Here is a 22,765-nt window from a genome sequence, read left to right as displayed (position 1 = left end):
TCGACCGGGGTCTCCGGGCCGAACAGGGCACCGCTGGCGATGCGGAAGAGCAGGCTGTAGCCGATCTGGCCGGCGGCGCCGGTGACGGCGACCTTGACGGGGGTAGTGCTCACGGGGAGAGGCCCTCCAGGCTCGCGGGTGGGATACGTGGCGACGTTAGCAGTGCTCAGCGGCGTGTCGGTCCGCTGGTCGGCCCCTGTGACGCACCAGACGGTATGCCGGGTGGTGCGGCCCGGCCGGGTCACGCGGGGTACCGGCTGCGCGGCACACCGCGCCCGCGAGGTCGACAAGACCCACACTCTCCACCGGGGGGAGATGTGGGTCTCGTCGACCTCGGCGTGGGGTCTCAGCCGGCCTGGGCGACCGCCGCCAGCGCGGCGTTGAACGTCGCCGACGGGCGCATCACGGCCGAGGCCTTGGCAGGGTCGGGGCGGTAGTAGCCGCCGATGTCGGCCGGGTGGCCCTGCACGGCGACCAGCTCGGCGGCGATGGCCTCCTCGTGGGAGGTCAGCGACTGCGCGATCGGCGCGAACGCCGTCGCCAGCTCGGTGTCCTCGCCCTGCCGGGCCAGCTCGTCGGCCCAGTAGAGGGCCAGGTAGAAGTGGCTGCCCCGGTTGTCGATCTGGCCGACCTTGCGGGCCGGGCCCTTGTTCTCGTTGAGCAGCCGCTCGGTGGCGCGGTCGAGGGTGTCTGCCAGCACCAGGGCGCGCGCGTTGTCCGTGGTCGTGGCCATGTGCCGCAGGCTCTCGGCCAGGGCCAGGAACTCCCCGAGGCTGTCCCAGCGCAGGTAGTTCTCGGTCACGAGCTGCTGCACGTGCTTGGGGGCAGAGCCGCCGGCGCCGGTCTCGAACAGGCCGCCGCCGTTCATCAGCGGGACCACCGAGAGCATCTTGGCGCTGGTGCCGAGCTCGAGGATCGGGAACAGGTCGGTGTTGTAGTCACGCAGCACGTTGCCGGTCACCGAGATGGTGTCCTCGCCGCGGCGGATGCGCTCCACCGACAGCCTGGCCGCCTCGACCGGGGACATGATGCGGATGTCCAGGCCCTCGGTGTCGTGCTCGGGCAGGTAGGCCTTGACCTTCTCGATGAGGTTGGCGTCGTGCGCCCGGGTCGGGTCCAGCCAGAAGATGGCGGGGGTCTGCGAGGCCCGCGCGCGGGTCACGGCGAGCTTGACCCAGTCACGGATCGGGGCGTCCTTGGTCTGGCAGGCGCGCCAGATGTCGCCCGCTGCGACCTCGTGCGACAGGAGCACCTCACCGGCGCTGTTGACGACCTCGACGCGGCCGGCCTCGGCGATCTCGAAGGTCTTGTCGTGGCTGCCGTACTCCTCGGCCTTCTGGGCCATGAGGCCCACGTTGGGCACCGAGCCCATGGTGGTCGGGTCGTAGGCGCCGTGGGCGCGGCAGTCCTCGATGACGGCCTGGTAGACGCCGGCGTAGGAGCTGTCGGGGATGACGGCCAGGGTGTCGTGCTCCTGCCCGTCCGGGCCCCACATGTGGCCGGAGGTGCGGATCATCGCCGGCATCGAGGCATCGACGATGACGTCGCTCGGCACGTGCAGGTTGGTGATGCCCTTGTCGGAGTTGACCATCGCCAGGCGCGGGCCGTCGGCCAGGCCCTTCTCGATGGCGGCGCGGACCTCGTCGCGCACGCCCTCCGGCAGCGCGCCCAGGCCGTCGAGGATCGAGCCGAGCCCGTTGTTGGGGGACAGGCCTGCGGTGGCGAGCTGCTCGCCGTACGTCGCGAACACCTCGGGCAGGAAGGCGCGGACGACGTGGCCGAAGATGATCGGGTCGGAGACCTTCATCATCGTGGCCTTGAGGTGCACCGAGAACAGCACGTCCTCGGCCTTGGCGCGGGCGACCTGCTCGGCCAGGAAGGCGTCGAGGGCGGCGGCGCGCATTACCGTGGCGTCCACGACCTCGCCCTCGAGGACCTTCAGGCCGTCCTTGAGCACGGTGCTGCCGGAGTCGGTCACGAGCCGGATGGTCAGGGTGTCGGCGGCGGGCAGGACGGTCGACTGCTCGTTGGAGCGGAAGTCGTCGGCGCCCATGGTCGCGACGTTGGTCTTCGAGTCGGCCGACCAGGCACCCATCGAGTGCGGGTGCCTGCGCGCGTAGTTCTTCACGGCGGCGGGCGCCCGACGGTCGGAGTTGCCCTCGCGCAGCACGGGGTTGACCGCGCTGCCCTTGACGCTGTCGTAGCGGGCGCGGGCGTCACGCTCGGCGTCGGAGCGCGGGTCGTCGGGGTAGTCGGGCAGGTCGTAGCCCTGGGCCTTGAGCTCGGCGATGGCGGCCTTGAGCTGCGGCACCGAGGCCGAGATGTTCGGCAGCTTGATGATGTTGGCCTCGGGGGTCCTGGCCAGCTCGCCGAGCTCGGCGAGGGCGTCGCCCACCCGCTGCTCCTGCGGCAGCTGGTCGTCGAACGCGGCGATGATGCGCCCGCCCAGCGAGATGTCGCGGGTCTCGACGTCGACACCCGCGGTCGCTGCGAAGGCCTCGATGACCGGCAAGAACGAGTAGGTCGCCAGCATCGGCGCCTCGTCGGTGAGGGTGTAGATGATCTTGGCCATGAAGGCGGCTCTCCCTGGGATCGTCCGATGTTCACGAGGGTGCGCGGGCGCCTGTCAGGCTAGCGCCGGTGCCGCACCCCCGGACAGATATCTTGACATCAAGATAACAGCGGCTCAACCCCGGGGGTCACCAGCTGGGCTGGTCGGGGCGGGGGTGCGGCGGCAGCGGGGTGTCCTCGGGGTGGATGACGTAGACCAGCCCGCCGGAGCGCCCCCAGGCCTGCTCGAACTGGGTGCGGTCGTAGGTCGTGCGCACCTCGTCGTCGTCGGGCAGCTCGTGCGAGGCCGGGTCGTTGACGACCACGTCGCCGCGCTCGTCGAAGCCCACGATGACGAGCAGGTGGCCCCTGGTGTCGTAGCCGGCCCCGTCGAGCTCCTCACGCGTGAACGACACCGACGCCACCAGCGGGATGCCGGCGGCGGTGAACAGCTCCGCCTCGTCCAGGCCGCGCAGGCGGGTGACGAACCCGCGCAGGCCGCGCTGCCCGGCATACGCTGTGTTGAACGCCCAGTTGCCGGCCCCGTCGTAGGCGTGGTCGTAGACCGCGCGCACCGCGTGGACCACCTGCGGGTGGACGTTGCCCGGCTCCACCCAGGCGGTCTCGGCCTCGTCCGGCCCGGCCTTCCAGTGGTCGAGCACCATGGCCACCGAGGTCGCCGAGCACCAGGACGCGCCCCCGTTGTCCCACTCCGGGTGCTCCCCGCGGTGCCGCTGCTGGCTGTATGCCGGGACGTCCAGGATGTGGGAGCCCTCACCGACGCGGTCGCTGGGCTCCACGGGACCGTGCGGGTGGGCGGAGGCCATGGCCCCGAGGGAGCGCAGCCGCGGGGTGGCCGTGCTGCCCAGGGGGCGGAGCGCGACCGCGCGCAGCTGCCAGCCCACCGCACGGACGCGGTCGCTCACCGCCAGCACGTCGGTGTGGACCTCGGCGTGGCCGTCCTTCTGCCCGGGGACCGTGGTGCGGCACAGGCCGCCCTCGGCGGAGGTCCAGCGGGCCAGGACGTACCACCCGGAGCGTCCGCCGTCGGCGAGCACCAGGGCTGCCTCGACCTGCAGCCACGAGCCGTCGGGGGTGTCGGCGTCCCAGGTGGGCACGATCTCGCCGACGGTGAAGCCGGTCCGCACCACCGGTGAGGTCCACGAGGCGGCCTCGTAGGTGCCGGTGGGCTCCTGCGAGAAGGGGTCGGTGTGGTCGACCTCGCCGGCGAACTCGCCGAGCTCGGGGTCGGCGAACCGGTGGTAGGCAACGTCCTTCACGCGAGGTGCTCCTGGTGGTCGGGCTCGTCGGGGAACAGGCGCCGCGAGCCCGAGCCGTCCGCGGCCAGCACGTCGTCGGGGTTGTAGAGGCGACAGGTCTGCAGGGACAGGCAGCCGCAGCCGATGCAGCTGGTGAGGTCCTCGCGCACGCGCTCCAGGTCGGCGATGCGCTGGTCGATCACCGGCCGCCAGCGGGCCGACATGCGGCCCCACTGCTCCTTGGTGGGGGCGGCCTCGGGCTCGACGATCGAGAACGCCTCGCCGATCTCCTCCAGGCTCAGCCCGACCCGCTGGGCCGCGCGGATCACGGCGACCCGGCGCAGGACGGCGCGGCGGTAGCGGCGGCGGTCCCCGGCGGTGCGGGTGCTGGCGATCAGGCCGAGGGACTCGTAGTAGCGCAGCGCGGACGGCGCGACGCCCGAGCGCGCGGCCACCTGCCCGATCGTCAACAGCTCCGCTGGCATGGCGTCCCCGACCTCAAGCTCACTTGATGTTTCCCGCTCACCTTATCCCGGGCATGGGGCTCAGGCCTGGTGGGCCGCGCGGGTGATGAAGTCGGCAAGGTCCTTGCTCTGCTGCACCCGCGAGGGTTCGTGGACGTACATCATGTGGCCGGCTTCGTACCAGGCGTGCTCGATGTTGGCCTGCAGCTCGGCCGGGATGGCCAGGTGCGCCAGCACGTCCTGCGCCGCGTAGTACGGCGTCGCGCCGTCGAGGTAGCCGTAGGCCACGTGGACCCTCAGGTGCGGGTTGGTCCGCATCGCCCGGGCCAGGCGGGGCGAGACGTCGACGGCCCGGCCCTCGAAGTCCTTGTAGGACCAGGGGTGGACGCTGCTCGCGATCTGCTCGTAGTGCAGGTCGTTCTCGTAGCCGAGCTCGTCGCGCACGTAGTGGTTGAGCGCGGCGGCGTAGGGGCCGGCGATCGCGTCGTGCGACGGGTCGGCCTCCAGCTTCTCGGCGATGCCGCTGGCCCATGGGCCGGTGAACCGCGAGTCGAGCCGGCCGACGACCTTGCCCTGGTCGCGCAGCAGCTCGGTGAAGAACCGTTCGTGCTCCAGGCGCAGGTCGGCGCGCAGCACGTAGTCCACCGTCAGCCCGGTCAGGCGGGCGAGGGTCTCGGCCGCCTCCTGCCGCTGCGCGGCGGTGAGCCGGCTGCCCCGGGAGAGCACCCACGGGTAGTCGCGCTCGGCATACTGCTCGGCCTCGGCGAGCACCGACTTCAGGCTCCGGCGCCCGTGCCGGCCGTGGTAGTGCGCGACGGCGGCGAACGTGGGCAGGAAGTTCACGTGGGCCCGGTCGTCCGGCTCGTGCAGCCCGATCGAGCCGAGGTCCAGGACGCTGGAGATGAGCACGATCCCGTTGAGGTACATGCCGTAGCGGTCCTGCAGGTGGTCGGCGAGGGCGGCGGCGCGCAGCGTGCCGTAGGACTCGCCGGCCAGGAGCTTGGGCGACATCCACCGCTTGTTGCGCGAGGTCCACAGCCGGATCAGCTCGCCCACCGACTCGAGGTCGCCGGTGTAGCCGTGGTACTCCCCGGGCTTGCCGCCCTCGACGGCGCGGGAGTAGCCGGTGGAGACCGGGTCGATGAAGACCAGGTCGCTCACCGCGAGCAGCGACTCGGGGTTGTCCGCCATCGCGTAGGGCGGAGGCACCAGCGCGCCGACGTCGCCCATGACCACCCGGCGCGGGCCGAACAGGCCCAGGTGCAGCCACACCGACGAGGAGCCCGGCCCGCCGTTGAACGCGAACGTCACCGGCCGCTTCGGGTCGCCCCCGTCGAGGACGTAGGAGGTCAGGAACATCTCGGCCTTGGGCTTGAACCCGGCGAAGACACCGTCCTCGTGGACCTCGTCGCGCAGCACCACCCGTCCGGTCGTGGCGGTGTAGCGCAGGGTGCGCCGACCGACCTTGAGGGTGTGCCGGGTGGTCACCAGGTCGTCCTCCGGCGGCGCGCCGCCGGTCCGGGTGCTCTGGTCCTTGTCGGCGCCGGCCCCGGTGGGCGCGCTCGACGGCTCGGTGGTCGCGGTCTCCTCGGGCACGGGGTGACCCTAGACCCGGACCCCGCCCCGCGCCTCGTCATCCGGGCAGCCCCCCGGTCGTGTCGACCCGGGCGGTGGCCGGGGTGTCCGGCGCCCCGGGGACAATGGCGCCCATGCGTCTCATCACCGCCAACGTCAACGGCATCCGCGCCGCCGCCCGCCGCGGGGGCATGGCCTGGCTGCAGCAGGCCGGGCCCGACGTGCTGTGCCTGCAGGAGGTCCGGGCCAGCGACACCCAGCTCGCGGCCGAGCTGCACGCCGGCGGCTTCGGCGACTGGCACGTGGCGCACGCGGCCTGCGCCACCGCCGGGCGGGCCGGGGTGGCGGTGCTGACCCGCGAGCCGCACGCGCGGGTGCAGGTGGAGCTGCCCGGGGTCGAGGAGTTCGCCTCCTGCGGGCGGTGGGTCGAGACCGACGTCGTCGTCGGCGGCCGGACGGTGACGCTGGTGTCGGTCTACGTGCACACCGGTGAGGCCGAGACCGAGCGCCAGGAGGAGAAGTACCGCTTCCTCGAGGCGATGACCACGCGCATGGCCGAGCTCGCCGCCGAGGGCGCCCACGTCGTCGTCTGCGGCGACGTCAACGTCGCCCACCGGCAGGCCGACCTGAAGAACTGGAAGGGCAACCTCGGCAGGGCCGGATTCCTGCCCGACGAGCAGGCCTACCTCGACAAGTGGCTGGCCGACGGGGCGTGGGTCGACGTGACCCGCCGGTCCGCCGGGGACGTGCCCGGCCCCTACACGTGGTGGTCCTGGCGGGGCAAAGCGTTCGACAACGACGCCGGCTGGCGGATCGACTACCAGCTCGCGTCGGCGCCGCTGGCCGACCTGGTCACCAGCACGTTCGTGGGCCGGGCCGACACCTACGCCGAGCGGTGGAGCGACCACGCGGCCGTGGTCGCCGACTACGACCTCTGAGGCCGGTGCCGGGTCAGGGCACCTCCCGGCGCATCACGCAGTTCTTCAGCCCCTTGGGCCGGACGTAGGTGAAGCCGGCCCGCTCGAACAGGCTCCGGGTGCCGTTGTAGAGGACCGACACCTTCTGGCCGTCGGTGTCGTGCGGGTAGCCCTCCACGACCCCGCCGCCGGCCTGCGAGATCAGGTCGAGGGCACCACGCAGGGCGACCGCCGAGAGCCCCTTCCGGCGGTGCCTCCTGTCCACGAAGAGACAGGTGATCCGGTAGTCGGGCAACCGGTCGAGCCCGGCGTCGTACTCCTTGCGGTGGTAGATGTTGGGCAGCTCCTCCGGGGTGCCGTACTCGCACCAGGCCACGGCCTCGTCACCGTCGAACACCAGCGCAGCGTGAGCCCGCCCCTCCTCGACCAACCGCTGCTTGAGGGAGCGGTTGCCTTCTGCGGTGAACGTCTTGTCGGCGTGCAGGGTGTGGAACCACGTGCACCAGCAGCCACCGAACACCCCGTTGTGCCGCTCCGCGAAGCGCGCGAACGCGTCCCAGGTGTCAGCGCTCAAGGCCTTGACCGCGTAGTCGCTCATGGAGTCGTGCCCCCTCCGTGCTGCTCCCCGGACGCGTCGCTGCCCCAGCGAGCGCGATGGTGTCACTCGGCCGGCGCCCAGTCCAGAGTCGGGGCGAGCACGCCCTCGAGGGTCAGCAGCCACTGCTTGATCGCGATGCCGCCGGTGAACCCGCCGAGGCCCGTACTCGCGACCACCCGGTGGCAGGGCACGACCAGCGGCACCGGGTTGGACCCCATGATCGTGCCGACGGTGCGCGCCGCCAGCGCCGGCTCCGGGTCGTCCTCGAACGCCCCGCTGCGCCGGGCGAGCTCGCCGTAGGTCACCGTCTCGCCGAAGCCGACCTGGGCGTGCAGGGTGCGCAGCACCTCCCGCTGCGGCCCGGACGTGTGCTGCCAGTCGACCGGCAGGTCCAGGCCGCGGGTGCGCCCGGCGAAGTAGTCGGCCAGCGCGGTCCGGACGCGGGAGACCCGCGGGTCGTCGAGGACCGCAGAAGGCCCGGCCACCGCGCGCTCGCGGTCGCCCAAGAAGGACAGCCGCGCGACGCCTACGTCGGTCACGGTCACGTCGACCGGCCCGCAGGGCAGCGGCGTCCGGACCGTGAACCTCACGGGCTGGCCTCGCACGCCACCAGCATCCCGCCCGCCCCTGACAGACGCGCAGGCACCCCGTCGGCGTGCCGTGCGACCGCGACCCGGCGGCCCGGCATACCGGCCTGAAAGGATGGGCGCCATGACCGAGCGCAAGCCGATCGACTGCTGGCTCACCGACATGGACGGGGTGCTCGTCCACGAGGAGCGCGCCATCCCCGGGGCGGCAGACTTCGTGACCAAGCTGATCGAGTCCGGCCGGCGCTTCCTGGTGCTGACGAACAACTCGATCTTCACCCCGCGCGACCTGCGCGCCCGCCTGCTGGCCAGCGGCATCGACCTGCCCGAGTCGGCGATCTGGACCTCGGCCCTGGCGACCGCGCAGTTCCTCGACGACCAGCGCAGCCACGGCTCGGCCTACGTCATCGGCGAGGCCGGCCTGACCACGGCGCTGCACGAGGTCGGCTACGTGCTCACCGAGCGCAGCCCGGACTACGTCGTGCTCGGCGAGACGCGCACCTACTCCTTCGAGGCGATCACCAAGGCGATCCGCCTGATCGAGAGGGGCGCCCGCTTCATCGCCACCAACCCCGACCCCAGCGGCCCCTCGCCGGAGGGCTCGCTGCCGGCCACCGGCTCGGTCGCCGCGCTGATCACCCGTGCCACCGGCGTCGAGCCGTACTTCATCGGCAAGCCCAACCCGCTGATGATGCGCAGCGCGCTCAACCGCATCGACGCCCACTCCGAGACCACGGTGATGGTCGGCGACCGGATGGAGACCGACGTCATCAGCGGCCTCGAGGCGGGGCTGCGCACGATCCTCGTGCTCACCGGGTCCACCCGCGCCGAGCAGGTCGAGCGCTTCCCCTACCGCCCGACGCGGGTCGTGGACTCGGTCGCGGACCTCGTCGACCTCATCGACGAGCTCGCCCCGCCGCCGGCCTGACCCCGGTATGCCGTGTGGTCACCGGCCGCGGTGACCACACGGCGCCAGCGCCTCAGGTGTCCCGGCCGGCGGGGCCACTGGCGTCCACGGCGAAGTAGCGGGGCGCCCGGAAGCCGGCCGTCTCGAACGCCTCCACCACGGCCTCGCCGACCTCGTCCTCGTCGCCCCAGGGCACGAGGGCGATGGCCGACCCGCCGAAGCCGCCGCCGGTCATCCGGGCGCCGACCGCCCCGTGGGCGCGTGCCGTCTCGACGGCCAGGTCCAGCTCGGGGCAGGAGATCTCGAAGTCGTCGCGCATCGAGGCGTGCGAGGCGTCGAAGATGGGGCCGAGCTCGCGGATCCGCCAGCGGCGCAGGGCGTCCACCGACTGCTCGACGCGGGCGATCTCGGTGACCACGTGCCGGGCGCGGGCCCGCACCAGGGGGTCCTCCAGCCGGGCCAGGATCTCCTCCTGCTTCTCGGCCGGCACCTCCCGCAGCGAGGTCAGCCCCAGCTCGCGGGCCGCCCGTTCGCAGCTGGCCCTCCGCTCGGCGTACTGCCCGTCGACCAGGGAGTGCTGGGCGCGGGTGTCCACCACGAGCAGCGCCAGCCCGCGTGTCTCGGGCTCGAAGGGCACGTGCTCGACTGAGCCGTCGCGGCAGTCCAGCAGCAGGGCGTGCCCCTCCCGGCTGCGCATCGCGGCGGCCTGGTCCATGCCCCCGGTGGGTGCCTGGGCAATGGTGTTCTCCGCGTTGACGCAGACCGCTGCCAGGGCGGCGCGGCCACCGTCGTCGGCGGTGAGGTCGAGCTCGAAGAGGTCGGCGACGGCCGAGGCGACCGCGCACTCCAGGGCGGCCGAGCTCGACAGCCCGGCGCCCACCGGCACCTCGCTGTCGACGACGAGGTCCAGCCCGCCCACGGGGTGGCCGACCTCCTCCAGCGCCCACAGCACGCCGGCCACGTAGGAGCCCCAGCCGCCCGGGTGGCCGGGGGCCACCTCGTCGAGCTGGACGTCCACTGGCTCGTCGGCCTGCCCGGACCACAGCCGCAGACGGCGGTCCAGGCGGCGGCGGGCGGCGACGTACGTGCGCTGGGGCAGGGCGATCGGCAGGCACAGCCCGGCGTTGTAGTCGGTGTGCTCGCCGATGAGGTTGACCCGGCCCGGCGCGGACCAGACCCCGTCGGCGGTCAGCCCGAAGCGGCTGGTGAACGTCGCCGCCACGTCGGTGCACAGGCTCACGTGGCGACCTCCCGCAGGCGCTCGGCGACCCGCTCCGGCGGCACGTCGTTGACCCAGCCGCCGACGCCGGACTCTGAGCCCGCAAGGTACTTCAGCTTGCCGGGCGAGCGCAGCACCGACATGACCTGCAGGTGCAGCCGGGACACCTCCCGGCCCTCCCGCACCGGCGCCTGCTGCCAGCCGGCGATGTAGGGCAGGGTCACCGCGGAGCCGTTCTTCTTCACGTAGTAGCGGTCCAGACGGCGCAGCAGCTCGAGGTAGACCTCGGCCAGCTCGTCCTTCTCGGCGTCCTCGAGGGCGACGAGGTCGGGCACGTCCCGGTGCGGGGCGAGGTGCACCTCGACCGGCCAGCGCGCCGCGAAGGGCACGTAGGCGGTCCAGTGATCGCCCTCGAGGACCACCCGCGATCCGTCCTTGCGCTCGGCGTCGAGGATGTCGGCGCCGAGCAGCCGGCCGGTCCGGGCGTGGTGCTCCTGCGCGCACTCGAGCAGCTGCCGGCTGCGCTGAGGCACGAACGGGTAGGCGTAGATCTGCCCGTGCGGGTGGTGCAGCGTCACCCCGATCTCCTGGCCGCGGTTCTCGAAGCAGAACACCTGCTCGACCGCGGGGTCGCGTGACAGCTCACGGGTCCGGTCGGCCCAGGCCTCGATGACCGTGCGCGCCCGGTGCGGTGACAGCGAGGAGAAGCTCGCGCCGTGGTCGGACGTGAAGCACACAACCTCGCACCGGCCGAGCGCCGGGGCCTCGGCGAAGAGCGGGTCGCGGCCGGTGGGCAGCTCGGCGGCCGGGGTGGCGACCGGGGCGAAGGAGGGGAAGCGGTTCTCGAAGACCACGACGTCGTAGTCCCGGGCCGGGATCTCCGACGGGGCACTGCCGCGTCCGGTCGGGCACAGGGGGCACTCGTCCTTCGGCGGCAGGAACGTGCGGTTCAGACGGTGTCCGGCGATGCCGACCCAGTCGCCGGTCAGCGCGTCACGGCGCATCGTGCCGGCCGGGGACCGCTCGCCGAGCGGGCGCTCGTCGACCGCATCCCGGTCGGACGTGCCGCTGAGCCAGGGCTCGGTGTCGTCGAACCAGATCAGCTCGCGTCCATCGGCCAGCCGCGTCGCGGTGCGACGGAACGGGTGGGTCACGCATCTCCTCCGTGTTCCTGGATGTTCTCGTCGTCGGCGATGACGAGGGAGCCGACGATGCCCGACAGGCTCTGGCGGGCCGCCTGCGGCAGGCCGGCGTCGCTGACCATGACGTCGACGTGGGCGAGGTCGGCGATCGTGGAGAGCCCGACGACGCCCCACTTGCTGTGGTCGGCCACGACCATCACGCGCCGGGCCGCCTCGACCAGGGCGCGGTCGGTCTCGCCCTCGACGAGGTTGGGGGTCGTCAGGCCGGCCCGCTCGGTCATGCCGTGGATGCCCAGGATCAGGGTGTCGACGTGGAGCGTGCGCAGCGCGGCCACCGCCACCGGGCCCACCAGGGCGTTCGAGGGCGTCCTGATGCCGCCGACGAGGATGACCGTGCGGTCGGGCCGGGCCGGGTCGTGCATGAGGTCTGCCACCGGCGGGGAGTTGGTGACCACCGTCAGGTCGGTGACGGCGAGCAGCTCGTGGGCCACGGCGAGGGTGGTGGTCCCCGCCGAGATCGCCACCGTCTCGCCGGGGGAGATCAGCCGGGCGGCGGCGCGGGCGATCGCCTGCTTCTGCTGCAAGGCCAGGGCGGACTTGGCGGCGAAGCCGGGCTCCTCGCTGCTGCGGCCCCCGACCGCCGCGGCCCCGCCGTGCACCCGCTCGACCAGGCCGCGCGACGACAGCTGCTCGATGTCGCGCCGGATCGTCATGTCCGAGACGTCGAGCAGGTCCACGAGGTCGCTGATGCGGACCCCGCCGTGCGCGCGGACCTCCTCCAGGATGCGGTCCTGCCGCTGGTGTGCCAGCACTCAGCTGTCCTCCCTGATGACGGCGACGCCGCCGGCGGCCAGCTCCAGCCGCCCGTCGACGTCGGTGGCGCTGACCAGGTCGTGTCCGGTCACCGGCACCGACACCGGCTCGTCGCAGTGGTTGACGAGGAAGAGGTATGACGCGCCGTCACCGACCCGCCGCACCTGCTCGACGCCGGGGGGCGCCTCCGCGGGCGACTGTACGCCCGCATCGGTCAGCACCTGCGCGACCAGGTCGTCGAGGTCTGCCTGGCCCAACCGGGTCGCGAGGTACCACGCAGCCCCCTCGCCGACGGCGTGCCGCGTGATCGCCGGCACCCCGGCGAGGTCGCCGGCGGTGTGGCTGGCGTGCGGCTCGGCCCCCTCCAGGCGCAGCTGCTCGGCCCACACCGACCCCGTGAAGCCGTTGTCGAGCGCACTCGTCTGCCCGGGCACCAGCGGCCACAGCTCCTCGGTCCGTATGCCGAGCAGGGACCGCAGCGCACCGGGGTAGCCCCCGAGCCGGACGTGGTCGTTCTCGTCCACCATCCCCGAGTAGAAGGTCACCAGCACCCGGGCTCCGGCCTCGACCGCCCGCTGCAACGGGCCGGTCCACTCCTGCCGCCACAGGTAGACGGTGGGCACCACGATGAGCCGGTAGCGGCTCAGGTCCGCACCGGGGTGGACCACGTCGGCCGCGACCCCGCGGTGGAGCAGCGCGGCGTGCACCGCGTGGGCGTCCTCCCCGTAGCGCACCAGCTCGCTGGGGTGCGAGGGCTGGTCGGTGGCCCAGCCGGACTCGTAGTCCCACAGCACCGCAGCCTGGGCCTCCACCCGGCTCCCGGCGACCTCCCCGAGGCGACCGAGGACGTCCCCGAGGTGCACCACGTCACGCCAGAGCCGGCTGTCGGTGCCGGCGTGCGGCACCAGGCCGGAGTGGTACTTCTCGGTGCCTGCCTTCGAGGCCCGCCACTGGAAGAAGCCGATGCCGTCGGCGCCGTGGGCCACGTGCTCGACGGCGTTGCGCAGCAGCTGCCCGCGCGGCTTGGCGGGGTTCACCGGCTGCCAGTTGACCGCGGCGGTGGAGTGCTCCATGAGCAGCCACGGCCGCCCGCCGGCCAGGCCGCGGGTCAGGTCCCCGCTGAAGGACAGCTCGGCCTCGGCCTGCGGCTGCGTCGCGACCAGGTAGTGGTCGGTGCTGACCACGTCCTGGTGCGGTGCCCAACGCGTGTAGTCCAGGTGCCGGAAGTGGCTCAGCGTCATGAAGTTCGTGGTCACCGGCACATCGGGGGTGATCTCGCGCAGCACCTGCTTCTCGGCGAGGAACTGCTCCAGCAGGGCGTCGGAGCTGAACCGCGCGTAGTCGAGCACCTGCGTGGGGTTGCTCGGTGTCGGGGCCAGCCGCGGCGGGAGCACCTGCTCGAAACCGGTGTAGCGCTGGCTCCAGAAGGCGGTGCCCCAGGCCTCGTTGAGCGCGACAACATCGTGGTAGCGCTGCTCCAGCCACTGCCGGAACGCGGCGGCGCAGGTGTCGCAGTAGCACGGGACGTTGTGGCAGCCGTACTCGTTGGAGACGTGCCACAGGGCCAGCGCCTCGTGGTTGCCGTAGCGCTCGGCCATCGCCGCAGTCAGGGCGGTGGCGCGGTCCCGGAACACCGTGGAGCTCGGGCACCAGGCCTGGCGCCCCCCGGGCCACAGCCGCCGGCCCTCACGGTCGACCGGGAGGGTCTCGGGGTGCCGGGCCGACAGCCAGGGCGGCGGCGACGCCGTGGCCGTCGCCATGTCGATCCGGATCCCGGCACCGGCCAGGAGGTCCACCACCTCGTCCAGCCACCCGAACTCATGACGCCCCGGCTCCGGCTCGAGCAGGGACCACGAGAACACCCCGAGGGTGACGAAGGTCAGGCCGGCCTCCTGCATGAGGCGCACGTCCTCACGCCACACCTCCCGCGGCCACTGCTCGGGGTTGTAGTCACAGCCCAGCCCCAGGCGCGCCGTCCCGCCGCGCAGGGCGGACCAGTCCGTCGGTGCCGTCGTCGTCCTCACCTCACCGCTCACTTGATCGACCCCGCGGAGAGCCCGGACTGCCAGAACCGTTGCAGCGACAGGAACACGATGATCAGCGGCACCACCGAGACCAGGGACCCGACGATCACCAGCGTCTCCAGCGCGGGGTCGCGCGAGACCTGCGTCTGCCAGGAGAAGAGCCCGAACGTCACCGGGTAGAGCTGCTGGTCGGACAGCATGACGCGGGGGAGCAGGAAGTTGTTCCAGATCGCCACGAACTGGAACAGGAAGATCGTCACCATCGCCGGCGCCATCAGCCGGCTGGCGATGGTGAAGAAGATCCGCATCTCCCCGGCGCCGTCGATGCGTGCGGCCTCCACGACCTCGTCCGGCACGCTGGCAGCCGCGAAGATCCGCGACAGGTAGACCCCGAAGGGGCTCACGATGCTGGGCAGGAACACCGACCAGAAGGTGTTCGTCTGGTGGACCCGGGCGAAGAGGAGGAACAGCGGCAGGGCGAGTGCCGTGGCAGGGACGAGCACGCCGCCGAGGATCACCGAGAAGAGCGCCTCCCGACCGCGGAAGGTGTACTTCGCCAGGCCGTAGCCGGCCATGGTGGCGAGCAGGGTGCCCAGCGCGGCGCCGAACCCGGCGTACAGCACCGAGTTCAGGGCCCACCTCAGGAAGACGCCGCCGTCGCGGGTGAAGAGGTGCTTGAGGTTGTCCAGGAAGGCGAAGTGGGCGAACCAGAAGCCGTTGCTGCTGACCAGGTCGCCCTGGGTCTTGGTGGAGTTGACGACCAGCCAGTAGACCGGGAGGAGGAAGTAGACGGCGAGGGCCACGAGGAACACCGCCGCCACCCCGACGCTGAGGCGGCTGACCTCGCGGGGACCGCGCCCGCGGCTCTGGTCGGTGGTGGCCCGGGCGGGGCGCTCGATCGCCGGCGCGCTCATGCGGCGGCCCTCCTCTGGGTCAGGCGAAGGAAGCCGAAGGACAGGACGAAGGTGGCCAGTGCCAGCATCACGGACAGGGCCGCCGAGAACGGGTAGTTGTTGGAGGCGGCCACGGCGTACGCCTGCATGTTGGGGGTGTAACCGCTCGTGACGTTGGTCGAGATGGCCTGGAAGACCACGGGTTCGGTGAACAGCTGCAGTGTCCCGATGATCGAGAAGACTGCCGTCAGCACCAGCGCCGGGCGCACCAGCGGGATCTTGATGCTCCATGCCGTGCGCAGCGCTCCGGCGCCGTCGACCCGCGCGGCCTCGTAGACCTCCTGGGGGAGGGCCTGCAGGGCCGAGAAGATGATGAGCATGTTGTAGCCGGTGTAGGTCCAGGTCACCACGTTGGCGATCGACCACAGGATCAGGTTCGAGCCGAGGAAGTCAGGTGCCGTGCCGACCTTGTTCAGTAGGTCCACGATCGGTGACAGCTGAGGGCTGTAGAGGAAGGCCCACATCAGGGCCGCGATGACGCCCGGGATGCCGTAGGGGACGAAGAACGCGATCCGGAAGAACCGGCGCAGCCGGGCCACGGCCGAGTCGAGGACCAGGGCGATGAGCAGGGCCAGCACCAGCATCACCGGGACCTGCACGATGCCGAACAGCAGCACCCGCAGGACGCCCTGGCGGAACGTGTCGTCGGAGAGGACGTTGGCGTACTGCTCCAGGCCCGCGAACACCTGGCGCGACTCCCCGAAGAGGCCGCCGGTGCGCTGGGTCTTGAACAGGCTCTGCCAGATCGCGTAGAGGATCGGGGCGATGTAGAAGAGGGTGAACGGCACCATGAACGGCAGGACGAAGGCGAGCCAGGTCCGGCTGCGCCGCCGGGTGCGCGAGGTGGTCGGCCCAGCCGTCAGCTGCTGGGCCGCAGTGTTCGTGGCGGTCATGGCTGCTCCATGGTTCGCGGGGCGGGACCAGCGGCGCGGGGGCCTCAGGACGCCCCCGCGCCGGTCAGGTCATCCGGCCGAGATGCCCTGCGACTTCAGGGAGGACACGGTCTGGGTCTGGGCCGACTTCAACGCCTCACCCAGGGTCCCCTGGCCGTTGAGGGCCTTGGTGAACCCGTCGCTGAGGAAACGGTTGGTGTCGGTCATCACCGGCCCCCACTGGAAGTTCGTGTCGACCTGCGAGGAGGCCTGCTTGAACACGTCGAACACCTTCTGGCCACCGTAGAAGGGCACCCCCTGCGTCAGGGCCGGCAGGTCGGCGCCGGCCTTGGCCGCGGGGTAGAGGCCTCCCTGGGAGTTCTCCAGCGCGAGCGCTTCCGGGTTGGTGTTCAGCCACAGGGCGAACTTGGCCGCCTCGGCCGGGTGCTGGCTCTGGCCGAAGACGGCGGTCGTCGAGCCGCCCCAGTTGCCGGCCGCGTTGGCGCCGGCCTGCCACTGCGGCATCGGCGCCACGGCCCACTTGCCGGCGGTGTCCTTGGCGTTGTCGCGGATGGTGGAGTAGCCCCACGCCGCCGAGACCCAGGTCGCGACCTTGCCGGTGTCCCATGCCTTGTACAGGTCGGGGGAGAAGCCCTGCAGGTTGGTGGCCACGAGCTTGTTGTCGATCAGCTTCTGCCAGTAGTCGGCCACCTTGGTCGAGTCGGCGCCGTCGAGCGAGACCTTCACCGTGCTGCCGGAGATGTCGAAGATCTTCGCGCCCGACTGCCACAGCAGGCCGTCGAACCAGTTGGCGTCCTGTTGCGGGAAGTGGGTGATGTAGACGCCCTTGGCCTTGAGGACCTGCGCGTCCTTGGCGTACTCGTCCCACGTGGCCGGCGGCTTCAGGCCCGCCTTGTCGAAGATGTCCTTGCGGTAGAACAGCGCCATCGGGCCGATGTCCTGGGGGATGGCGTAGACGCCGGGGCCACCCATCTGGACCTGCGACCACGTCCAGCCCGGGAACTGCGCCTTGGCGTCGGTGACGCCGGCGCACCCGCTGATGTCCTTCAGGCCCTTCTGCAGCCGGAAGCTGGCCAGGGAGTCGTACTCCACCTGTCCGAGGTCCGGAGCGGTGTTGGCCTTGAGGGCGTTGAACATGTTCTGGTAGGTGCCGGCGTTGCCCGCCGGGGTCTCCTTGACCTGCACCTGGATGGTGGGGTTGGCCGCGTTCCACTTGTCGACGACCTGCTGCATGCCGGGCACCCACGTCCAGAACTGCAGGGTCACCTTGCCGGAGCTGGGCTTGCAGCTGCTGGCCGCGGCGGTGCCGCCACCTCCAGACCCCGAGCTGGACGCCGAGCTGGAGCTCGAGCAGGCGGCGGTGGCAACGAGGGGCAGGGCCAGCAGCAGCGCGACCGCGCGCCGGCGACCTCGACCCGGACGATCCGTGGACATCATGGGCACCTCAGGCAGGAGACGGACGCCGGGGCTCCGGCGTGTGCGCCGATCTGGCGCTGTATGCCGAGTCATCTTGGAAGTGCCTGTAACAAAAGTCAACAGATTCTTTCACCGAAAGTTTACATATTTGAACTAATACTACCAATCGTGCTCACCGTCCCGAGGAGTGAACAGGCGGCGGGCGAGCCGGTCGGCCGCCGACGGTGCCTGCCACACTGGCGCGCATGCCTGCCCCCGACCGACCCTCTCCCGCCCGCACCTCGGGGGCGGCGCGGTGAGTGACGTGGTGAAGAGCCCTGGCCTGTCCCTCCTGCGCGCCGCCGGAACGGCGCTGGTCGTGGACAGCAGCACGGCCGGTATGCCGCGCGTCCTCCACTGGGGCGCGGACCTGCCCGACGACGCCGTGGCCCAGCTGCCGTTGCTGGCGACCGGTCCGGTCCCGCACAGCGCCCTGGACGAGTCGTGGCCCCTGACCGTGCTGCCGTCACCCGCGGACGGGTGGCTCGGCACGCCGGGCTTCGCCGGGCACCGCGGCGGAGGGGCCGCCGCCCCCCGCTGGGTGGCGGGGGTGGACCAGCCCTCGGAGCGCGAGCTGGTCGTGACCGGCGAGGACGCGACGTCCGGACTGCGGGTCACGCTGGTCTGGCGCCTCGACGCCCACGGGGTGCTGCGGGTGTCCGGAGCCGTGACCAACACCAGCACGGCCGAGACGGCCCTCGACGTCGCCGCGCTGCGCGCGCTCATGCCACTGCCGAACCGGGCGAGCGAGGTGCTCGACCTGACCGGGCGCTGGTGCCGGGAGCGCTCGCCGCAGCGGAGGGCGCTCGGCGACGGCACCCACCTGCGGGCTTCGCGTCGCGGCCGGACCGGCCACGACGCGACCCTGCTCCTGGCCGTCGGCACGGAGGGCTTCGGCTTCGGTCACGGCGAGGTGTGGGCCACGCACGTGGCGTGGAGCGGCAACCACGAGCACCTCGCCGAGCGCCTGCCCGAGGGGGCCGGCATGCACCGGGCCGTGCTCGGCGGCGGCGAGCTGCTCGAACCCGGAGAGGTGCGCCTCGCGCCGGGGGAGGGCTACACCGCCCCCGAGGTGGTGTTCGTGCACAGCACCGACGGCCTGGACGGGCTCAGCCGCAGGCTGCACCGCAGCCAGCGCGCGCAGCCGGGCTACCGGCATACTCCTCGTCCGCTGGTGCTGAACACCTGGGAGGCGGTCTACTTCGAGACCGACCTGGCCCACCTCACCGCGCTGGCGGACGTCGCCGCGGAGGTCGGGGTGGAACGCTTCGTGCTCGACGACGGCTGGTTCGGCGGACGCCGGCACGACCGGGCCGGCCTGGGCGACTGGTGGGTCTCGCCGCAGGTGTGGCCGCAGGGGCTGGGGCCGCTGGTGGAGCACGTGCACGGGCTGGGCATGGAGTTCGGGCTGTGGTTCGAGCCGGAGATGGTCAACCTCGACTCCGACCTGGTGCGCGAGCACCCCGACTGGGTCCTCGGCCCGGCGGCCGGGCACCCGCGGGAGTGGCGGCACCAGCAGGTGCTCGACCTGGCCAACCCCGCCGCGGCGGCGTACGTCATCGAGCGGGTCAGCGCCCTCGTGGCGGAGTACGCCATCGACTTCCTCAAGTGGGACCACAACCGCGACCTGATGGAGTCGGTCCGCCGTGACGGGGACCGCACGGACCGGCCGGCCACCCACGTCCAGACCGCAGCCTTCTATGCCGTCCTGGACGAGCTGCGCCGCCGGCACCCGCGCCTGGAGGTCGAGTCCTGCGCCAGCGGGGGCGCGCGGGTCGACCTCGGGGTGCTCGCCCGGGCCGACCGGGTCTGGACCAGCGACTGCAACGACGCCCTGGAGCGGGCCCGCATCCAGCGCTGGACCGGGCTGCTCGTGCCCCCGGAGCGGATGGGCAGCCACATCGGGCCGCCCCGGGCGCACACCACCCACCGTCACCTGGACCTGTCCTTCCGGGCGCTGGTGGCCCTGCAGGGCCACGCCGGCCTGGAATGGGACCTCACCACCTGCGACGCGCAGGAGCGGCAGGCGCTCGCCGCCTGGGCGGGCCTGTACCGCGAGCTGCGGCCGCTGCTGCACACCGGCGACCCGGTGCGCGCGGACCTGCCCGACGACTCCCTGGTGGTGCAGGGGACGGTGGCGCCCGACCGTGGCGAGGCCGTGTTCTCGGTGCTGAGCCTGGAGACCGGACCGGCGGCGACCCCCGGGCTGGTGCCGCTGCCCGGCCTGGACCGCGACCGCGCCTACCGGGTGCGGGTGCGCACCGAGCTCGGTGGGCCCGCGACGGTCCAGAGCACCGCTCCCGCGTGGTGGTCGGCGGCCACCTCCGGGGGGCTGGAGGTCAGCGGCGCGCTGCTGACCGACGTCGGCCTGCCGGTGCCGGTGCTGGCCCCGGCCCAGGGATGCCTGTTGCACCTGACCTGACACAATGTCCCGCATGCCCGCGCCCGACGCCCCCACCTCGCGCCTGCCCCGCATCCTGTCCGGCATGCAGCCGACGCACGACTCGCTGCACCTGGGCAACTACCTCGGCGCGCTGGTGCAGTGGGTCCGGCTGCAGGACTCCCACGACGCCTTCTACTGCGTGGTGGACCTGCACGCCATCACCGTCGAGGTCGACCCGGCGAAGCTGCGCGAGCGCACCCGCCGGACCGCCGCGCAGTACCTCGCCGGCGGGGTCGACCCCGGCCACTCGACCGTCTTCGTGCAGAGCCACCTTCACGAGCACGCCGAGCTCGCTTGGGTGCTCTCGTGCATGACCGGCTTTGGCGAGGCCAGCCGGATGACGCAGTTCAAGGACAAGTCCGGCAAGCACGGCACCGAGGGCACGACCGTCGGGCTGTTCACCTACCCCGTGCTCATGGCGGCCGACATCCTGCTCTACGCCGCCGACCAGGTGCCCGTCGGTGAGGACCAGCGCCAGCACCTGGAGCTGACCCGCGACCTGGCCCAGCGCTTCAACCGCCGCTACGGCCAGACCTTCACCGTGCCCGAGCCGCACATCGTCAAGGCCACAGCCAAGATCCAGGACCTGCAGGACCCCACGTCCAAGATGAGCAAGTCCTCGGCCAGCCAGGCGGGGGTCATCGACATGCTCGAGGACCCCAAGGTCATCGCCAAGCGGATCCGCTCCGCCGTGACCGACACCGGCCGCGAGGTGCGCTTCGACGAGGAGGCCAAGCCGGGCGTCTCCAACCTGCTGCGCATCCACTCGGCCCTGTCCGGGCGGACCATCGAGCAGCTCGAGGCCGACTTCGAGGGCAAGGGCTACGGCGACCTCAAGAAGGAGGTCGCCGACGTCGTCGTCGACGTGGCCGCGCCCTTCCGTGAGCGGACCCTCGAGATCCTGTCCGACCCGGCCGAGCTCGACCGCATCCTCGCCGAGGGCGCCGAGCGGGCTCGCGACGTTGCCCACGCCACCTTGGCCACGGTCTACGACCGGGTCGGTTTCCTGCCCACCAAGCGCTGAGGGAGGACGCTCCCGTGCCGACGATCGGCGTCTCCATCGCCATCCCCGCCCCCTACGGCGAGGAGCTGCAGCGGTTGCGGGCGTCCTTCGGGGACCCGCTGGCGGACTCGATCCCGACGCACGTGACGTTGCTGCCGCCGACCGAGGTCGACGGGTCCGACCTCGACGCGATCGAGGACCACCTGGCCAAGGTGGCCGTGGCGCGCGACCCGTTCCCGATGATGCTGCGCGGCACCGGCACCTTCCGGCCGGTCTCGCCGGTGGTGTTCGTGCAGGTGGCCGAGGGCATCGCCGAGTGCGAGCTGCTCGAGCGCTCGGTGCGCAGCGGCCCCCTGCACCGGGAGCTGCAGTTCAACTACCACCCGCACGTCACGGTGGCCCACCACATCGACGAGGCGAGCATGGACCGCGCGTTCACCGAGCTCGCCGACTTCCGCTGTACCTTCACCGTGGACGCCTTCCACCTCTACGAGCACGGGGAGGACCTCGTGTGGCGGCCCGTGCGCACCTTCGGATTTGATGGGCAGGTGGAGCACGTCGACGACGGGGGGATGCCGTGAAGCAGCTTTGGGTCAAGGTCAAGGCCACCCGCGCCTGGAAGGCATGGAAGCGCTACGGCGACCGTCGCGGCAACGTGCTCGCCGGAGGGGTGGGCTACTTCGCGTTCCTGTCGGTATTCCCGGCGATCGCGTTGGCGTTCACCGTCTTCGGGGCGGTCCTGCGTGGCCGTCCCGACCTGCTCGCCCACGTCACCTCGACCCTGGGCAGCATGCTGCCGGGGTTCATCCAGGACGCCCAGCACCCTGATGCGCCGATCCCGGTCAAGCCGCCCGGCACGGGCGCCCTCACCGTCGCCGGCAGCATCGCCTTCGTCAGCCTCGTCCTGGCCGGCCTGGGGTGGCTCGGAGGGATGCGGGAGGGCATCCGCGCGATCTTCGGCGCGAGCGGCTCCGTGGGCAACGCCGTGACCAGCAAGCTGCGCGACCTGGGCGTGCTCGCCACCCTCGGCCTGGGCATCTTCCTCTCGGCGGTGCTCACCGCGGTCGTCGGCGCGGCTGCTGGCTGGGTCGCCGCGCACATCGGCCTCGGCAACGCCGGCTGGATCGTCACCACGGCGGGGCTGGCGGTCAGTGCGGTCATCGACTCGCTGCTGATGCTCGTGCTCTTCCGCGTCCTGGCCGACATCGACGTGGACTGGCGCAGGCTGCGCGACGGCGCGGTCGTCGGCGGCGTCGGCTTCACCCTCATGAAGTACTTCGGCGCGTTCCTCATCGCCCGCACCACCCACAACCCCCTCTACGGCTCGATCGCCATCGTCTTCGGCCTGCTGGTGTGGCTCAACCTCATCGCCCGGCTGATCCTCATCGCGGCCGCCTGGGCGGCCAACGACGTGGGCCCGCTGGAGCCGGCCGCCGAGCCGCTGGGGCCGCAGTCCGGACCGCCGCCGCGCGACCCCACCCTGCCGACCTTCGGCACCCGCGCGGCCGACCGCACGACGCTGGCCGCCGGCGCGGTGCTCGGCCTGACCGGCGCGATCGCCGTGCGCGCCGTCGGGCGGAGCCTGCGCGGCGTGCGAGACCTCGTCCGCTCCTGACCCCACCTTTGCTCACGGCGGGCCGGTTTGCCCACGCGAGGCCGGTCCCCGGCGCTGAAGTGCGGGTCGTCAGCGGCCTGAGCCGAGTAAAGGGGCCTGGGCCGAGCACAGGGGGAACACGGGCCGGACAGGAGTGACGGCCCGGAGGGCAGGGGGTCCGACCGGGCCGTCACCGTCCTGGGGCCGAGCCGTCATGCATCGGCCGGTGTCGACGTGTCTCGAGTCTGCCGAACCACGGCAGCGCAGCGCCTCCGACAAAAGGATGAGATCCCCGGTGACCGGGGTGATCCACCCTCACACCAACGGTGCAGGGGCGCCGATCAGCGTCGCGTCCGCCGGATCGCGCGG

Annotated in this window: 19 protein-coding genes and 1 pseudogene; 6 read left to right on the top strand and 14 right to left on the bottom strand. The window is 72.1% G+C overall.

Annotated elements, in window-relative coordinates; genetic code table 11:
• From VF825_RS17410 to VF825_RS17390, 5 genes and pseudogenes are all read right to left on the bottom strand, one after another.
• A pseudogene (locus VF825_RS17410) lies at positions 1-113 on the bottom strand (malate dehydrogenase); the annotation flags it as partial.
• A gap of 233 nt (positions 114-346) precedes the next feature.
• The gene (locus tag VF825_RS17405; protein WP_331115705.1) at positions 347-2,572 is read right to left on the bottom strand and encodes an NADP-dependent isocitrate dehydrogenase; all 2,226 of its coding nucleotides are present in this window, start codon (positions 2,570-2,572) and stop codon (positions 347-349) included.
• 127 nt (positions 2,573-2,699) lie between these two features.
• The gene (locus tag VF825_RS17400) at positions 2,700-3,830 is read right to left on the bottom strand and encodes a peptidase C39 family protein (RefSeq protein ID WP_331115703.1); all 1,131 of its coding nucleotides are present in this window, start codon (positions 3,828-3,830) and stop codon (positions 2,700-2,702) included.
• Positions 3,827-4,294 carry a redox-sensitive transcriptional activator SoxR gene (soxR, locus tag VF825_RS17395; protein ID WP_331115701.1) on the bottom strand — a complete coding sequence of 156 codons (468 nt, stop codon included), beginning with the start codon at positions 4,292-4,294 and terminating at the stop codon, positions 3,827-3,829. Before soxR ends, VF825_RS17400 begins: the two co-directional genes overlap by 4 nt.
• A gap of 60 nt (positions 4,295-4,354) precedes the next feature.
• A complete protein-coding gene (locus VF825_RS17390; protein WP_331115699.1) occupies positions 4,355-5,869 on the bottom strand; it encodes a S10 family peptidase in 1,515 nt (504 codons plus the stop codon).
• Positions 5,870-5,982: 113 nt separating this feature from the next.
• Between VF825_RS17390 and VF825_RS17385 the strand changes: the two genes are divergently transcribed.
• Positions 5,983-6,786: an exodeoxyribonuclease III gene (locus VF825_RS17385; protein ID WP_331115697.1), complete on the top strand. Its 804-nt coding sequence runs from the start codon at positions 5,983-5,985 to the stop codon at positions 6,784-6,786.
• 13 nt (positions 6,787-6,799) lie between these two features.
• Here the strand turns inward: VF825_RS17385 and VF825_RS17380 are convergent, their stop codons facing one another.
• Together VF825_RS17380 and VF825_RS17375 are read right to left on the bottom strand one after the other, a co-directional pair.
• Complete coding sequence (locus VF825_RS17380; protein WP_331115695.1) at positions 6,800-7,363, bottom strand: GNAT family N-acetyltransferase; 564 nt, start codon at positions 7,361-7,363, stop codon at positions 6,800-6,802.
• A 62-nt stretch (positions 7,364-7,425) separates the two neighbouring features.
• Positions 7,426-7,968, bottom strand: coding sequence for a methylated-DNA--[protein]-cysteine S-methyltransferase (locus VF825_RS17375; RefSeq protein WP_331115693.1), 543 nt, complete (start codon positions 7,966-7,968; stop codon positions 7,426-7,428).
• A gap of 106 nt (positions 7,969-8,074) precedes the next feature.
• Here VF825_RS17375 and VF825_RS17370 point away from each other — a divergent pair, with 106 nt between their 5' ends.
• Positions 8,075-8,878, top strand: coding sequence for an HAD-IIA family hydrolase (locus VF825_RS17370; RefSeq protein ID WP_331115691.1), 804 nt, complete (start codon positions 8,075-8,077; stop codon positions 8,876-8,878).
• A gap of 52 nt (positions 8,879-8,930) precedes the next feature.
• On the opposite strand, the gene galK is transcribed toward VF825_RS17370, so the two are convergent.
• The 7 genes from galK to VF825_RS17335 all read right to left on the bottom strand — a co-directional run bounded on the left by galK (position 8,931) and on the right by VF825_RS17335 (position 17,335).
• Positions 8,931-10,097: a galactokinase gene (gene galK / locus VF825_RS17365; RefSeq protein WP_331115688.1), complete on the bottom strand. Its 1,167-nt coding sequence runs from the start codon at positions 10,095-10,097 to the stop codon at positions 8,931-8,933.
• Positions 10,094-11,230, bottom strand: coding sequence for a galactose-1-phosphate uridylyltransferase (gene galT, locus VF825_RS17360; protein ID WP_331115686.1), 1,137 nt, complete (start codon positions 11,228-11,230; stop codon positions 10,094-10,096). The genes galK and galT overlap by 4 nt, the downstream gene beginning before the upstream one ends.
• Positions 11,227-12,030 carry a DeoR/GlpR family DNA-binding transcription regulator gene (locus VF825_RS17355; RefSeq protein ID WP_331115684.1) on the bottom strand — a complete coding sequence of 268 codons (804 nt, stop codon included), beginning with the start codon at positions 12,028-12,030 and terminating at the stop codon, positions 11,227-11,229. Before VF825_RS17355 ends, galT begins: the two co-directional genes overlap by 4 nt.
• Positions 12,031-14,067 (bottom strand): beta-galactosidase, encoded by a 2,037-nt coding sequence (locus tag VF825_RS17350; protein ID WP_331115682.1) that lies wholly within the window; start codon positions 14,065-14,067, stop codon positions 12,031-12,033.
• On the bottom strand, positions 14,064-14,969 hold the full coding sequence (locus tag VF825_RS17345; protein WP_331115680.1) for a carbohydrate ABC transporter permease: 906 nt from the start codon (positions 14,967-14,969) through the stop codon (positions 14,064-14,066). The genes VF825_RS17350 and VF825_RS17345 overlap by 4 nt, the downstream gene beginning before the upstream one ends.
• Positions 14,966-15,901, bottom strand: coding sequence for a sugar ABC transporter permease (locus tag VF825_RS17340; RefSeq protein WP_331115678.1), 936 nt, complete (start codon positions 15,899-15,901; stop codon positions 14,966-14,968). The genes VF825_RS17345 and VF825_RS17340 overlap by 4 nt, the downstream gene beginning before the upstream one ends.
• A gap of 69 nt (positions 15,902-15,970) precedes the next feature.
• The gene (locus VF825_RS17335; protein WP_331115676.1) at positions 15,971-17,335 is read right to left on the bottom strand and encodes a sugar ABC transporter substrate-binding protein; all 1,365 of its coding nucleotides are present in this window, start codon (positions 17,333-17,335) and stop codon (positions 15,971-15,973) included.
• Positions 17,336-17,621: 286 nt separating this feature from the next.
• On the opposite strand from VF825_RS17335, the gene VF825_RS17330 reads away from it, so the two are divergent.
• Genes VF825_RS17330 through VF825_RS17315 form a run of 4 tightly spaced genes read left to right on the top strand, consistent with a single transcriptional unit; the run spans position 17,622 to position 22,417 of the window.
• Positions 17,622-19,778, top strand: coding sequence for an alpha-galactosidase (locus VF825_RS17330; RefSeq protein ID WP_331115674.1), 2,157 nt, complete (start codon positions 17,622-17,624; stop codon positions 19,776-19,778).
• A 13-nt stretch (positions 19,779-19,791) separates the two neighbouring features.
• Positions 19,792-20,823 carry a tryptophan--tRNA ligase gene (gene trpS, locus VF825_RS17325; RefSeq protein ID WP_414695891.1) on the top strand — a complete coding sequence of 344 codons (1,032 nt, stop codon included), beginning with the start codon at positions 19,792-19,794 and terminating at the stop codon, positions 20,821-20,823.
• Between the two features lie 14 nt (positions 20,824-20,837).
• Positions 20,838-21,383 carry a 2'-5' RNA ligase family protein gene (locus tag VF825_RS17320; RefSeq protein ID WP_331115670.1) on the top strand — a complete coding sequence of 182 codons (546 nt, stop codon included), beginning with the start codon at positions 20,838-20,840 and terminating at the stop codon, positions 21,381-21,383.
• Complete coding sequence (locus VF825_RS17315) at positions 21,380-22,417, top strand: YihY/virulence factor BrkB family protein (protein ID WP_331115668.1); 1,038 nt, start codon at positions 21,380-21,382, stop codon at positions 22,415-22,417. The genes VF825_RS17320 and VF825_RS17315 overlap by 4 nt, the downstream gene beginning before the upstream one ends.
• Positions 22,418-22,765 lie beyond the last annotated feature (348 nt).

The sequence above is a fragment of the Oryzihumus sp. genome (assembly GCF_036391795.1).
Lineage (GTDB): Bacteria > Actinomycetota > Actinomycetes > Actinomycetales > Dermatophilaceae > Oryzihumus.
This window is presented reverse-complemented; position numbering and strand designations above follow the sequence as displayed.

Excerpts from the sequence above, each read along its gene's own strand:
- VF825_RS17345 (WP_331115680.1), bottom strand. The coding sequence starts at position 14,969 with ATGAGCGCGCCGGCGATCGAGCGCCCCGCCCGGGCCACCACCGACCAG.
- VF825_RS17385 (WP_331115697.1), top strand. The coding sequence starts at position 5,983 with ATGCGTCTCATCACCGCCAACGTCAACGGCATCCGCGCCGCCGCCCGC.
- VF825_RS17380 (WP_331115695.1), bottom strand. The coding sequence starts at position 7,363 with ATGAGCGACTACGCGGTCAAGGCCTTGAGCGCTGACACCTGGGACGCG.
- soxR (WP_331115701.1), bottom strand. The coding sequence starts at position 4,294 with ATGCCAGCGGAGCTGTTGACGATCGGGCAGGTGGCCGCGCGCTCGGGC.
- VF825_RS17370 (WP_331115691.1), top strand. The coding sequence starts at position 8,075 with ATGACCGAGCGCAAGCCGATCGACTGCTGGCTCACCGACATGGACGGG.
- VF825_RS17335 (WP_331115676.1), bottom strand. The coding sequence starts at position 17,335 with ATGTCCACGGATCGTCCGGGTCGAGGTCGCCGGCGCGCGGTCGCGCTG.
- VF825_RS17340 (WP_331115678.1), bottom strand. The coding sequence starts at position 15,901 with ATGACCGCCACGAACACTGCGGCCCAGCAGCTGACGGCTGGGCCGACC.
- VF825_RS17405 (WP_331115705.1), bottom strand. The coding sequence starts at position 2,572 with ATGGCCAAGATCATCTACACCCTCACCGACGAGGCGCCGATGCTGGCG.
- trpS (WP_414695891.1), top strand. The coding sequence starts at position 19,792 with ATGCCCGCGCCCGACGCCCCCACCTCGCGCCTGCCCCGCATCCTGTCC.